The sequence below is a fragment of the Lysobacter sp. DMC104 genome, from assembly GCF_056313665.1.
In genome coordinates, this window is record NZ_JBQUZW010000002.1 from 201,539 (window position 1) to 216,011 (window position 14,473).

10 protein-coding genes are annotated in these 14,473 nt (G+C 68.1%); 8 read left to right on the top strand and 2 right to left on the bottom strand.

Going from position 1 to position 14,473, the window contains the following annotated elements; all coding sequences use genetic code 11:
* Positions 1-108 precede the first annotated feature (108 nt).
* Positions 109-1,632 (bottom strand): malonate--CoA ligase, encoded by a 1,524-nt coding sequence (locus ACT53R_RS03810; RefSeq protein WP_476170512.1) that lies wholly within the window; start codon positions 1,630-1,632, stop codon positions 109-111.
* A 312-nt stretch (positions 1,633-1,944) separates the two neighbouring features.
* On the opposite strand from ACT53R_RS03810, the gene ACT53R_RS03815 reads away from it, so the two are divergent.
* The 7 genes from ACT53R_RS03815 to ACT53R_RS03845 all read left to right on the top strand — a co-directional run bounded on the left by ACT53R_RS03815 (position 1,945) and on the right by ACT53R_RS03845 (position 10,749).
* On the top strand, positions 1,945-3,531 hold the full coding sequence (locus ACT53R_RS03815) for a (2Fe-2S)-binding protein (protein ID WP_476170513.1): 1,587 nt from the start codon (positions 1,945-1,947) through the stop codon (positions 3,529-3,531).
* 23 nt (positions 3,532-3,554) lie between these two features.
* A complete protein-coding gene (locus ACT53R_RS03820; protein WP_476170514.1) occupies positions 3,555-4,427 on the top strand; it encodes a c-type heme family protein in 873 nt (290 codons plus the stop codon).
* Positions 4,424-4,969: a hypothetical protein gene (locus ACT53R_RS03825; protein WP_476170515.1), complete on the top strand. Its 546-nt coding sequence runs from the start codon at positions 4,424-4,426 to the stop codon at positions 4,967-4,969. Before ACT53R_RS03820 ends, ACT53R_RS03825 begins: the two co-directional genes overlap by 4 nt.
* 151 nt (positions 4,970-5,120) lie before the next feature.
* Positions 5,121-6,173: a PA5033 family protein gene (locus ACT53R_RS03830; RefSeq protein WP_476170516.1), complete on the top strand. Its 1,053-nt coding sequence runs from the start codon at positions 5,121-5,123 to the stop codon at positions 6,171-6,173.
* 271 nt (positions 6,174-6,444) lie between these two features.
* Positions 6,445-7,851 (top strand): hypothetical protein, encoded by a 1,407-nt coding sequence (locus ACT53R_RS03835; protein ID WP_476170517.1) that lies wholly within the window; start codon positions 6,445-6,447, stop codon positions 7,849-7,851.
* A 60-nt stretch (positions 7,852-7,911) separates the two neighbouring features.
* On the top strand, positions 7,912-9,135 hold the full coding sequence (locus ACT53R_RS03840; RefSeq protein ID WP_476170518.1) for a saccharopine dehydrogenase family protein: 1,224 nt from the start codon (positions 7,912-7,914) through the stop codon (positions 9,133-9,135).
* Positions 9,136-9,345: 210 nt separating this feature from the next.
* Positions 9,346-10,749 carry an FAD/NAD(P)-binding protein gene (locus ACT53R_RS03845; RefSeq protein WP_476170519.1) on the top strand — a complete coding sequence of 468 codons (1,404 nt, stop codon included), beginning with the start codon at positions 9,346-9,348 and terminating at the stop codon, positions 10,747-10,749.
* Positions 10,750-10,759: 10 nt separating this feature from the next.
* On the opposite strand, the gene thiC is transcribed toward ACT53R_RS03845, so the two are convergent.
* Positions 10,760-12,637, bottom strand: coding sequence for a phosphomethylpyrimidine synthase ThiC (thiC, locus tag ACT53R_RS03850; protein WP_476170520.1), 1,878 nt, complete (start codon positions 12,635-12,637; stop codon positions 10,760-10,762).
* Positions 12,638-13,415: 778 nt separating this feature from the next.
* On the opposite strand from thiC, the gene ACT53R_RS03855 reads away from it, so the two are divergent.
* Positions 13,416-14,405, top strand: coding sequence for a trypsin-like serine peptidase (locus ACT53R_RS03855; RefSeq protein ID WP_476170521.1), 990 nt, complete (start codon positions 13,416-13,418; stop codon positions 14,403-14,405).
* Positions 14,406-14,473 lie beyond the last annotated feature (68 nt).

Here is a 14,473-nt window from a genome sequence, read left to right on the forward strand (position 1 = left end):
TCTTGACCCGCCATCGCAACGTATCCGGCCGTGATTGCGACGATCGAAACCGCCTCGATCGTTCGGCGGTGCGATCGTGAATGCCGCAATGGCGGGTCAAGACCCGCCCTACGTCGCCGATGTGGCGAACCGCGACACGAACCGCTCGCGCAGCAGGTTCTTCTGCACCTTGCCCATCGTGTTGCGCGGCAGCTCGGGCAAGACTTCCAGCGCCTTCGGCTGCTTGTAGCGTGCGAGCTGCTCGCGCAGCACGGCGTCGATCGCGGCGAGGTCGATTTCCGCGCCCGGCTGCGGCACCAGCACGGCGAGCACCGCTTCGCCGAAATCCGGATGCGGCACGCCGACGACCGCGGATTCGAGCACGCCGGGCATTTCGTCCAGCAGTAGCTCGACTTCCTTCGGATACACGTTGAAACCGCCGGTGATGATCAGGTCCTTCTGCCGGCCGACGAGCGTGAGGTAACCGTCGTCGCCGAGCGTGCCGAGGTCGCCGGTGATGAAGAAGCCGTCGTCGCGGAACTCCTCGCGGGTCTTCTCGGGCAGGTTCCAGTAGCCGCGGAACACGTTCGGGCCGCGCACCTCGACCACGCCGGTCTCGCCCGCGGGCAACGGCGCGCCATTCGCGGGATCGCACACGCGCACGTCCACGCCCGGCAGCGCGCGCCCGACCGTGCCCGCGCGGCGGTCGCCCGCGTACGGGTTCGAGGTGATCATGTTGGTCTCGGTCATGCCGTAACGTTCGAGGATGCGATGCCCGGTGCGCGCCTCGAACGCGAGATGCGTCTCCGCCAGCAACGGCGCCGAGCCGGACACGAACAGGCGCATGTGCGCGACGAGGTCGCGGTCGAACCGCTCGTCATCCAGCAGCCGGGTGTAGAACGTCGGCACGCCCATCAGCACGGTCGCGCGCGGCAGCAGGCGCAGGATCGCCTCGAGGTCGAAGCCCGGCAGGAAGATCATCGACGCGCCGCTCAGCAGCGACACGTTGCAGGCCACGAACAGGCCGTGGGTGTGGAAGATCGGCAGCGCGTGCAGCAGCACGTCGTCGGCCGTGAACCGCCACTCGCGCGCCAGCGCCTCGGCGTTCGACAGCAGGTTGGCGTGGCTGAGCATCGCGCCCTTCGAGCGCCCGGTGGTGCCGGAGGTGTAGAGCAGCGCGGCGAGGTCGTCGCCGGTGCGCGCCGCGACCTCGGCACGATCCGGCTGCGCGTCGCACAGCGTGCGGAAGTCGCCCTGCCCGTGCGCGTCGAGCGTCGCGAGCACCGCGCCGTGACGGGCCGAGATCGGCGCCAGCGCCGCGGCCTTCGCCGGATCGACCAGCAGCACCCGCGGCGTGGCGTCACCGACGAAGTAGTCGACCTCCGCCGGCGTGTAGGCGGTGTTGAGCGGCAGGAACACCGCGCCGACGATCGCGGTGGCGCCGTAGAGCGCGAGCGCTTCCGGCGTCTTCGCGACCTGTGCGGCGACGCGATCGCCCGGGCCCACGCCCAGCGCGCGCAGCGCACCCGCGGCGCGATGCGCCATCGCGAGGAACGCATCCGCGGACAGGGCGTCGCCGTCCGGGCGGATCAGGAACGCATGGGGGCTGCCCGACAGGGGCGCGAACAGTCGGTCGTGGAGCGGGTTGTGCACGATAGATGTCCTGGATCAAACCATGTAACGACGAAACGCGACGCGCGTCATGCTAATCATTCCCGAATCGCCGGGCCATGCCACCCGCACGAGACCAAAGTCGACGCACGATACCCGCAGTCACGCTTGAAAACCGTGCACGAGATTGTTAACCATATCGAACACGGGCGATCGACGCGATGAATCGATGTCATCGCGTCAGTCGACAGGAGGCCCGCGACATGTCCCCCGCCAGAGATGGCGTGGGTGGGAACGGATTCCGGTGACGTTCGCGTCGCCGTGCACGCGGCGTCGAACGCCGACAGGGGTGGCATGGACGCGATACCGAATCTACAAGGCCCCGACCAGGACGATCTGGTCTGCCACTGCGCCCACGTCGGCCGCGCGCAGATCAAGGCCGCCATCGCGACCGCACCCGCGTCCACGCTGGAATCGCTGGGCAGCCAGCTCGGCTGCGGCGTGCACTGCGGCTGCTGCCGTCCGCTGCTGCAGGAAATGCTGGGCGGATCGCCGTGGTACGAGGTCGCGAACGCGACCCGCACGGTGCTCACCGACGGCAAGTTCCCGCAGCGGAACATCGTGCAGCTGGACATGCAGCTGGCGGGCTATCCGCCCTACCCGCGCGCGAAACCGGCGCAGCACGTGGTGCTGCAGGCCTGGATCGACGAGACCTGGGTCACGCGCACTTACACGGTGGTGGACCAGTCCGAGGACGGCAATCGCGTCAGCATCGCGATGCGCCGCCTGCCCTACGGCGAACTGACCACGCGCCTGCTCGACGCCGACGACAGCATCTTCGCGGCGATCCCGATGCGCATCGCGGTACCGGCCGGCGCAGCCGACCCCGCGGACGGACGCCCGGTGGTCGCGTTCGTGGCCGGCGTCGGCGTGACCCTCGCGCTGTCGCTGCTGAGCGGCCGACGCGAAGGGCAGAACCTCCACATCGACTACAGCGCCGCCTATCGCGGCGACATGGTCTACGCCGACCGGATCGAAGCCTCGGCGAGCAGCAACCCCGAAATCAGCTGCCACCTGCGCGCCGACGACGTCGATGGTTTCATCGACGACGAGGACGTGCGCGACACGGTGCAACTGTTCCCGGGCGCGCGCTTCTACGTGTGCGGACCGGAGGTCTACACCCGCAACGTGGTCGAGGGCCTGCGCAAGGCGGGCGTGCCCGACGCGGACGTGCGCGTGGAGGCGTTCTTCCTCAAGACCCGCATCCGCAAGCGCCGCAGCGTGCGCCAGCTGGCGTACGCGGCCGGGCTGGCGATCGCCTTCCTGCCGCTGCTGCTGCTGACACCGGCACTGGCGACGTTCGTGCCCAACGATGTCCACAACCCCGGGCACGAAAAGCTCGAATGCACCGACTGCCACCGCGAAGCGCCCGGGTCGGTCCGGCAGCAGTTGCAGGCGAAGACCCGCCACCTGCTGGGCCTGCGCGAGGATGGCGCGGAGTTCGGCATGCGCGAAGTGAACAACGGCACCTGCATCGGCTGCCACGACAATCCGGACGACCGACATCCGGCGCATCGCTTCCTGGAGCCACGCTTCGAGGCCGCGCGCCGCGAACTCGCGCCGCAGAACTGCGTCAGCTGCCATCGCGAGCACACCGGCACGCGGCTGAGCCGCACCGACGCGCGCTTCTGCGGCACCTGCCACACCGACACCAAGGTCAAGAACGATCCTGCGAAACCCACGCACGCGGTGCTGATCCACGACCAGCGCTGGGACACCTGCCTCGCCTGCCACGACTTCCACGGCAACCACCATCACGAGCCACCACACGATCTGAAACAGGCGATCGCCCCCGCGACGATCGCCGCCTACCTGAAGACCGCGGCGTCGCCCTACGGCGAACGCACGGTCAAGGCCCGGACCCCGGAGACACGGCAATGACGCTGACCAGGATTCCCCGTTCCGTGATCGCCCTCGCCGTGCTGGCGGTGGCCGGCATCTACCTGCTCGTCACCGCCCCCGCCGACCTCGACGAGAGCGTCGGCGCGCGCGACGTCCCGGTGGAAACGCTGTTCCGCCTGCTCAACGCCGAGAACGCCTCCATCCGCAAGCTGTACACCGGCGAGATCGTGACGCCGGGGCAGAAGATCGGCCTGAAGTTCAGCGAGGACTGGAAGAAGAAGGACGTCCACGCGGGCCCGCTGCCGGCGCTGCTGTTGCGCGAGACCGCCAACCGCCTGCAGCAGCGGGTGCCGGAACTGAGCCTGTTCCTGGGGTCGAGCTATCCGATCGAGATCACCAACAAGTTCAAGGGCGCGCAGCAGACGTATTTCGAGCAGATCGAGAAGGACCGCCAGCCGAAGTTCTTCCTCGACACCAGCACCGGCCGGCAGACGGCGATGTTCGCCGACATCGCCGCCGCGCCGGCCTGTGTCACCTGCCACAACGACCATCCCAAGAGCCCGCGCAAGGACTGGAAGCAGAACGACGTGATGGGCGCCACCACGTGGTCGTTCCCGCGCGACAAGCTCTCCACCGACGAAGTCATCGCGATCCTTGCCGCGTACCGCGCCTCGGCGCTCGACGCCTACGACGCCTACCTGCGCAAGACCGCGAGCTTCGATCCCGCCGCGCGGCCGCAGGTCGGCACGCAGTGGCCGGCGAGCGGCCTGTTCGTGCCGGACGCGAAGACCTTCCGCGACAAGGTCGAGGAGAAGAACTCGATCGCCACGCTCAACCTCCTGCTGGAGATGCGCGAAGGCGAGCGGCGCGAGGTCGCGGGCAAGCCCGCGGCGCCCGCCGCCGCGTCCGCGGGCAAGGCGGGGACGGCGCCATGAGCACGACCGCAAGCGGCATCACGCCGCCGCGCCGGCCGATCGTCACCCGCAGCGCCTACCAGAAGGCGCTCGCCGCGGCTTCGTGGATCGCGCTCGTCGGCGTCGCCCTCGCCTGCATCGCCTGGCTGTGGTCGCCGCGCGTGGCCGCCCTCACGTCGTTGCAGCGCCTGCATGCGTACAAGCAGTTCACCGGCTACACGCTGGTGGGGCTGCTGACCTTCGACCTGTCGCTGGCGCTGATCAAGCGCCGGCTGATCGGCGGGCGGGCCCAGCGCGTGCTGCAACTGTCGCACCGCTTCCTCGGCCTCACCATGCTGATCCTGCTGGTGCTGCACGCCGGCTTCGCGCATGCCGGTTTCCTGCACGCCACCTTCGCGGTGACGATGCTGGTCGTGGCCGCCGGTGCACTGCTGAACCTGCTGCCGGCCAGCCGGCTGGGCACCTGGGGCCAGTGGACCACCGCGTTCCACATCTGCGCCGGCTGCCTGCTGGCCGCGCTCGGCGTGATGCACCTGTACTTCGTCTACGCCTACGCCGGCTGAGCCCCGACGCCCGCTCTCCGCGGAGGCCCGACCGCTTGTCGGGGTGTCTCTACCGCGCGCAGCGGCAGCGTCGGGAAGTCGTCGTCTCCTTCGTCCCGACCGGTGCGCCATCCCGGCGCATCGACATCCCCAAGCTCAAGGAGAGCTGACCATGACATATTCGTTCCGCGCCGCACTGTTCGCGCTGGGCCTCGCGGCCTGCGCCTGGTTGCCAGGCACCGCATCCGCCCAGGGCGTCCTGATGGGCAGCGCCGACCTCGACGGCGACAACATCGCCGAGACGGTCTACAACAACGGCTCGTACATCACCGTCAAGAGCACGAACGGCAGCAGCTACAACTACCAGATCAGCACCGGCTCGTGGGCGCTGCTCTACGGCAACTTCACCAGCGTGCAGGACCTCGACGGCACGCCCGGCGCCGAGATCCCGATCAACATCGGTGGCGCGCTGAAGGTGATCAACCACAATTCGCGCAGCAGCTACAACTACCAGATCAGCACCGGCTCGTGGGCCGCATCGCCCGGCGGCATCACCGACCTCAACGGCATCGCCGGCAACGAGATCCTGATCGTGGCGTCGGATTCCCTGAAGGTCGTCGACCATCGCGCGCGCAGCACCAGCTCGCAGCCGATGTCCGGCACCTACGCCGTCGCGGTCTACGGCATCAGGGACCTGGATGGCCAGCCCGGCGCCGAGGTCCCGATCGCCAACGGCTCCGCGTTGCGCGTCTACAACTACCGCACCCGCAGCATGAGCAGCACGCCGGTGAGCAGCGGCAGCTGGGCCATCTGCAACGATCCGGGCATCCCCAACTGCGTCAGCGACCTGAACGGCACCGCGGGCGCCGAGCTGATCCTGATCCTGCCCAACTACATCAGCGTCTACAGCTACGTCACCGGGTCGATGAGCAACTACATCATCAACGCCCAGTACGCGATCCTCTCCGACGGCGTGCGTCAGTTCGACGGCACCACCGGCAACGAGATCGCAGTCGCCCGGAACGACGGCAACATCAACATCATCTACCCGCGCACCGGCACCGTGCAGTACATCAACGGCAGCAACACCTTCGGTACCTGGTGGTCGCTGCTGAACTACGCCAACCTCGACGGCGTGGCCGGCGACGAGATCCGCGTCCGCAACAACGGCACCGCCCGCAACTACCGCATCTATCCGCGCAGCGGTTCGGTGGTCGCCGAGTGACCCCCGGTGCGGGCGCGTGCAACGCGCGCCCGCATTCCACCTGCCCCGGGCTGCCGGGAACGACCTGCCACCGGGACGCCTTCCGCGCCGGTCTTCGTGCACGCGGCAGCGTCATCCGCCCCCTCGCCGCCCCCCTGATCCTCTCTTGCCGCGGATTCCGCTGTTCCATCCGGAAACGCGCGCACCGCATCACCGACGACGTCGACGGATCGTCGACGGCTTGCCGCGCCGCGCGGATTCCATCGCCCTTTCCAAGCAAGGAATCGCTCACATGACGGCACTCCCCAGGGTCTTCGCAGCCTTGTTGCTGCTACTCGCCTTCACCGACGCCTCCGCGGCCAAACGCGCGAACTTCGGTGGCACCCTCCACTTCATCCATTCCTACGGCACCACCGACGGCGACAACCCCAACAACACCTGGTACATCCCCGCCCAGAACCTCAGGACACCGGTCGCCTTCTACCACCTGAACCCGAAACTGGTGCAGTCGCAGATCTATTCGCTGAAAGCCAGCGGCCAGTCCGCCTACGGCATCATCCTGCACCACTCGAGCATCGGCGAGTGCGAATACAACGCCTGCAACGACGGCGTCTACGACGGGGTCTGGGGCGAGGTCATCGACGATTCGCAATCCGCAATGCGTCCGCAGCATCGCCTCAACCTGAAAGCCGTCATCGGCGCCGCGCTGGATGCCGGGTTCCGGCGGATCTACATCCGGTTCGGCTACAACAACAATCCGGACAGCTGGACGCAGTGGAACGAAACCCGTTACCAGCAAGCCTGGAATTTCATCGTCGATGCGCGCAACGCCGCGCGCGAGGAAGTGAACAGCCGCGGCCTGTCGCATCTTTACGCTTCGCCCAACAACATCCTGATCTTCGATCTCGGTGGCGAATCCGGCGGTCTCAGCGGCGGCCAGCTCGAGCCGTTCATGGTGCGCCTGTGGCAGGACTACACCTATTCGTTCGGCAACGACGACACGGTCGGCTATTCGATCGCGTGGGCGCCCGGCCGCTTCAGCCGGCTGAAGAACCTGCTGGCACCCACCGGCGTCCTGCCGAAGATGTGGGGTGTCGACATCTACGACAACATGACCACGGGCTTCAGCCAGATGTACAGCGAAATGGGTCCGCTGCGGAACCAGCCGATCCATCTCATCGAGACCTACTTCAACCGCGCACAGACCGCACAGGAAGCACAGGCCGCACTGAACCAGAACGAGTTCCTGAACGTGGCGTACTTCGGGCAGTGGCCGACCGCCCCGGGTGCGGGGCACTTCTCGCGCCCGGTCGTCGATTCGCTCATCACGACCACCACGTTCTCGAACTACCTGTCGACCATGCTCGGCGTCCGCAGGATGCACATCACGTCCAGCAACGCCGACTTCCTCGGGGTGAAGGACATCGACTGCACGACCAAGGCCAGCTTCCCGTGCAGCGTCGGCCTGCGCTGGGCCAAGCCGCCGACCGGCAGGAAATACGGCATCTACGTCCGCATTTCGGGCAGCACCTCGCTGGTGCATTGCGAAACCGTGGCGGGCAGTTCGACCGTTTCGTGGATCTCGTCGTATCCGGAGTACAAGTTCGACATCTACGAGATCAACGCTGCGTCGTGCAACCACCCAACGCCCAACCCCGGCGCGATCCTGCGGGCCACTGCGGAGGCAACACCGTTCTGACCACGTCGCCGCGGGCGGGACACCGCTCCGCCCGCGGCGCGTTCCATGCCAAGATGGCGCATGGACCGCGCACTCGACCTCATCGTCTTCGGCGCCACCGGCTTCACCGGCCGGCTGGTCGCCGAATATCTCCACAACACGTATGGCGACACCGGCGACCTGCGCTGGGCCATGGCCGGCCGCAGCGCCGCGAAGCTGGCCGAGGTGCGCGACGCCCTCGGCATCGACGCCGCGCTGCCGCTGCTGGTCGCCGACGCCGCCGACGGCGACGCGCTCACCGCACTCGTGCGCCGCGCGAAGGTCGTGCTCACCACCGTCGGCCCGTACCAGCGCTTCGGCGAACCGCTGATCCGCGCCTGCGCCGCCGCCGGCACCGACTACGTCGACCTCTGCGGCGAGCCGGGCTGGATGGCGAAGATGATCCCCGAACTGCAACCGATCGCGCAGGGCAGCGGCGCGCGCATCGTGTTCTCCTGCGGCTTCGACTCCATCCCGTTCGACCTCGGCGTGCTCTACGCGCAGCACGAGGCACAGGCGCGTCTCGGTGCACCACTGAAGCGCGTCCACGGCCGCGTGAAGACGATGAAGGGCACGTTCTCCGGCGGTACCGTCGCCAGCATGCTCGCGACCTACGCGGCCACGAAGGCCGATCCGTCGCTGCGGCGCACGCTGGTCGACCCGTTCGCGCTGACGCCGGGCTTCAAGGGCCCGCGCCAGCCCAACGATTTCGTCGCCGAACGCGACGCGCTGGCCGGCGGCTGGACCGCGCCGTTCGTGATGGCGACGATCAACACCAAGAACGTACATCGCAGCCACGCGCTGCTCGGCCATCCTTGGGGCACGGACTTCGTCTACAGCGAACGCATGCTCACCGGCGACGGCCCCGCGGGCGAGAAGCGTGCGAAGAAGATGCTGCGCCAGGCGAAGACCCAGAATCTGCTGCTCGCCTTCGCGCCGACCCGCGCCCTGCTCGCCCGCTTCGCGCTGCCGAAACCCGGCGAGGGCCCGAACGCCGAACAGCGCGAGAAGGGCCGCTACGAGCTGCTGTTCTTCGGCGAGACCGCCGACGGCAAGACGCTTGTCGCCCGCGTCACCGGCGACCGCGATCCCGGCTACGGCTCGACCTCGAAGATGATCGGCGAAGCCGCGATCAGTCTCGCCCGCGACATCGACCACGCGCGCACGCCCGGCGGCGTGTGGACGCCGGCCGCGGCGATGGGCCTGCCGCTGGTCGAACGCCTGCGCGCGAAGGCCGGGCTGACCTTCGATCTCGTCGGCGCGTGACGCGGGCCGCGGCTCGCTTCGCATGGCGCACGCGTCGCCACGCCGCGGCATGAGCGCATCACCGCGCGTCATGTAGAGCGCGCGATCCGCCCGGAATCAGGCGCCCAGGAAAATCGTCGGAATCGCGGGAATTCCGACGAAAACCGATTTTTCACACATCGCTCGCGCGGCGCTGCGCAGACTGCGTCCATCCCCTCGGAGGACGCCCGCATGCGCATCACCATCGTCGGCGCCGGATTCAGCGGCGCAACGCTCGCCACCGCGCTCGCCACGTCGCGCGACACCGACGTCGATCTTTGTCTCGTCGGCGTCGCGAGCAATTTCGGCTGCGGCGTCGCCTACGGCGATGCCCGCGGCGAACACCTGCTCAACACCCGTGCGGGGCAGCTCGGCGCCGACGCAGCGAAGCCGGCCGGTTTCGCGCAGTGGCTCAACCTCTCGCCGCGCGCCCGCGACGAATTCCTGCCGCGCGTCGCCTACGGCGAATACCTGCTCGACCGCCTGCACGAAGCCGAACGCACTTCCACCAACCTCACCACGCTGGAACACGAGGTCGTGGAGATCGACCGCCTGACCGGCGGCGGCTTCCGCGTGCACCTCGACGACGGCGCCAGCTTCTTCAGCGACGTGGTGGTGCTCGCCGTCGGCGCGCTGCCGCCGCAGCGGCTGGCGGGCGTCGGCCCGCGGCTGGCGCGGAGCCCGCGCTACATCGCGTCGCCGTGGCAGGAAGGCGAACTGCAGCGGATCGATCCCGATGCGCGACTGCTGATCGCGGGCACCGGCCTGACCATGGTCGACGTGCTGGCGACGCTGCGCCGGCAGGGGCATCGCGGCGAGATCGTCGCACTGTCGCGGCATGGCCTGCTGCCGCAGCGCCACACCGCGGACGCGGCCGATCCGATCGAACTGCCACCCAGCGTGCGCCATGCGTTGCGTGCTCAGGACCTGCATGCGCTGGTGTCCTCGCTGCGCTCGGTCGCGCAGATCGTCGACGATTGGCGCCCGCTGGTGGACGCGCTGCGCCCGCACACGCAGGCGTTCTGGCGCGGCCTGACGCCGGTGCAGCGCGCACGTTTCCTGCGCCATGTGCGCGCGTTCTGGGAGATCCATCGGCACCGCATGGCACCACGCGTCGCCACCGAGGTCGATGCGATGCGTGCGAGCGGCCAGTTGCGGATCGTCGCCGGCCGCCTGCTGCGCGCCGGCGTCGCCGGCGATCGCGTGTCGGTGGTGTTCCGCGAGCGCGGCAGCGACACCGCCGATGCCGGGATGTTCGACGGCCTGGTCCGCGCCACGGGCCTCGATACCGACATTACCCGCACCACGCATCCGCTGATCCAGCATCTCTACGCCACCGGCACCGTCGCGGCCGACCCGCTGGACCTGGGCCTGCGCGTCACCGCCGCCAGCGAAGTGATCGATGCCCGCGAACGACCGGTCCCCGACCTGTACTGCATCGGTGCGCTGGCCCGCGGCGAAAGCTGGGAGATGACCGGCATCGCCGAACTGCGTGCGGCGGTGCATGCGCTGGCGAAGCGGCTGCGCGCGCCGGTGAAGACGCACGCCACCGCATCGACAGCCGCGCCTCACGCACGCGAGGCACGGCCGGGTTGACGCCGCAAGATCACTCGCGGCGGTACACCTGCGCGCCCTGCGCCAGGAATTCCTGCGACTTCTCGGCCATGCCGGCTTCAAGCGCCTGCGCTTCGTCGACGCCGTGCTCGGCCGCATAGTCGCGCACGTCCTGGGTGATCTTCATCGAACAGAAGTGCGGACCGCACATCGAGCAGAAGTGCGCGACCTTGTGCGCGTCCTTCGGCAGCGTCTCGTCGTGGAATTCCTTGGCTTTCTCCGGGTCGAGGCCGAGGTGGAACTGGTCGTCCCAGCGGAACTCGAAGCGCGCCTTGCTCAGCGCGTTGTCGCGCACCTGCGCGCCGGGATGGCCCTTGGCGAGATCGGCCGCATGCGCGGCGATCTTGTACGCCATGATGCCGTCGCGCACGTCCTGGCGATTCGGCAGACCGAGGTGTTCCTTCGGCGTGACGTAGCAGAGCATCGCGGTGCCGTACCAGCCGATCATCGCCGCACCGATCGCGCTGGTGATGTGGTCGTAGCCCGGCGCGATGTCGGTGGTCAGCGGGCCGAGCGTGTAGAACGGCGCTTCGCCGCACTCGCGCAGCTGCTTGTCCATGTTCTCCTTGATCAACTGCATCGGCACGTGGCCGGGGCCTTCGATCATGGTCTGCACGTCGTGCTTCCACGCGATCTTGGTGAGTTCGCCGAGCGTTTCCAGCTCACCGAACTGCGCCGCGTCGTTGGCATCGGCCAGGCACCCCGGACGCAGGCCGTCACCGAGCGAGAAGGCCACGTCATAGGCCTTCATGATCTCGCAGATGTCCTCGAAGTGCGTGTAGAGGAAATTTTCCTTGTGGTGCGCCAGGCACCACTTCGCCATGATCGAACCGCCACGGCTGACAATGCCGGTGGTGCGCTTCGCGGTCAGCGGCACGTAGCGCAGCAGCACGCCGGCGTGGATGGTGAAGTAGTCGACGCCCTGCTCCGCCTGCTCGATCAGCGTGTCGCGGAAGATCTCCCAGGTCAGCGCCTCGGCGCGGCCGTCGACCTTCTCCAGCGCCTGGTAAATGGGAACGGTGCCGATCGGGACCGGCGCATTGCGGATGATCCACTCGCGGGTCTCGTGGATGTGCTTGCCGGTGCTGAGGTCCATCACCGTGTCGCCGCCCCAGCGGATCGCCCACACCAGCTTCTCGACTTCTTCCGCGATCCCCGACGACACCGCGCTGTTGCCGATGTTCGCGTTGATCTTGGTGAGGAAATTCCGGCCGATGATCATCGGCTCGCTTTCCGGATGGTTGATGTTGCACGGCAGGATCGCGCGGCCGCGGGCGATCTCGTCGCGCACGAACTCGGGCGTGATGATCGTCTGGATGCTCGCGCCGAAATGCTCGCCCGGATGCTGCTTCAGCAGGTGCGCCTCGCGCACCGCCTCCAGCCGCTGGTTCTCGCGGATCGCGACGAATTCCATTTCCGGGGTGACGATGCCGCGCTTGGCGTAATGCATCTGGGTGACGTTGGCACCGGCCTTCGCCCGGCGCGGCAGCGCACGGTTCGGGAAGCGCACCGCGTCGAGCTTCGGATCGTGTTCGCGCGCGCGACCGAACTCCGAGCTGAGGCCCGGCAGTTGTTCGGAATCGCCGCGGGCTTCGATCCACGCGGCGCGCACCGGCGCGAGGCCGGCGGCCAGATCGATGCGGGCATCGGGATCGGTGTAGGGACCGGAGGTGTCGTAGACGGTGACCGGCGGGTTGTCCTCGCCGCCGAACAGCGTCGGCGTGCGCGCGAGCGCGATCTCGCGCATCGGCACGCGCACGCCGGGCTGCGCGCCGTCAACGAAGATCTTGCGCGAGCCCGGGATCGGCCGGGTCACGGATTCGGACAGCTGTTCGGTCTGCTGCAACAGCGGGGAAGGCACGGCATTCATCGGCGCACTCACTCTGCGTTCGTCCTGCGGTTCTGGACGTCCGCGCTGGGCTGCGGACGGATCGGGACGAAGCGGCGGCGCATCGACCGCACGGGCGGTGCGGGCCTTGCGAAGCTTCCCTACGCCGGTCTGAACCGGTCAGTGGCCACCGCCCATGCAAGGCGTGAAGCCCAGGTTCGAAGGGTCTGTCTCAACCGCCTGCGGCCGGGGCCGCGGACGATACCCCCGCTTCTCGAACCGGCATTGAACCATTCTTTCCCCCTTCGCCGCCAGCGCCTCCCGCCTGGCGCCCGTCGATCGTCCCGGCGCACCTGCAGGGCCTCCCGCGGCGCGAGACTGAATGCATTCAAAATACGCGAACGTCGGCGACGAACGGGACGTCCGTCGTACGCCGTGGATGCGGCGCGTCGGAAACGTCCGCATCGATTCGGAATCGGAATGACACCATCGCGATGCAGGACGGTGGATCTTCCGTTTCCCGATGTTGCGTTCACGAATCGCGCCGGAGACTTCGCAGCGCCATCACTCGCGAATGATCACGGCTATCGGCCACGCCACGCATCGTCCATGCGCGAGTGATGATGTCTTTCGCCGGGGATTCACATGCCTTCGCATGCATCGCGGATTGCGCACGCGGCCGCGCAGACCACGCATGTCGCGACGATTGACCAGGCAGCACGTCGTTCCTAGAGTCCGGCTAGCAGGGCGTACCGGATCGCATGCGCGCCGCTGCCGATGGAAACACCCACTGACAGACAAGGAGTTCGTCATGAAATGCATGAGTACCCTCTGTGTGATGCTGCTGATCGCCGTGCCGACGGTGCACGCGGCCGATGCGGGCAGGAATTCGTTCAAGCGACTGCCCGGGAAGGCCGTCTTCCTCCGCGGCGACAACCTGGTGACGCACGCGCTGCCCGAGTTCGGCGCAAGCAGGCCCGCCGCCCTCCAGACGCCGCAGGAAAAGGCCGCCGGCCTCAGCGCGGTCATGGTCACGCCCAACGGCGACCTGTATGAATCCAGGATGGATCCGCAGGATGTCGCCATCTTCGAGAAAGCCATCCAGGAGATGCAGCGTCTCGGCCGCAATGCCACGACCTTCGGCACGCCACCGACCCTGCCCATGTCCGGCGCGAAGACGATGTTCACGCCCAGCGTCGTCATCGGCAGTGACGACCGCGTGCAGGTCACCAACACGGTGGCGTCGCCTTACTGGCACATCGGCCGCATCGCCGTCGGCTGCACCGGCACGCTGATTTCGCCGAAGCACGTGCTGACGGCCGGGCACTGCGTGTCCAATGGTGCGGGCACCTGGTACTCGAACCTGAACTTCACGGTCGCGCAGAACGGAAGCTACGCACCGTGGGGCACGCAGACGTGGACGCGCGCCGTCACCACCACCGCATGGCACAACAGCGCGGATTCGAACTACGACTACGCGCTGATCGTGCTCGGCGCGGCGCCGCACGGCGGCAATTCCGGCTGGGGCGTCTATTCGGGCGGCACCCACACCATCACCGGCTACCCGGGCGACAAGCCCACCGGCACGATGTGGACGCACTCGGGCAGCGTGTCGACCAGCGGCTCCTACCGGCTGTGCTACACGATCGACACCGCCGGCGGACAGAGCGGCAGCGGCATCGCCGACGGTGGCGGCGTCTACGTCCGCGGCATCCACACGACCGGCTCCTCGTCGCAGAATTGCGGCACGCGGATCACCAGCACCGTCTACAGCACGCTCCAGAACTGGATCGCGACCTACCCCAACTGAGACGTGGCTCGCCCGTGTCTTCCGCAACCCCGGGATGCGTCGCGCAGGCGGCACATCCCGGTCCATCC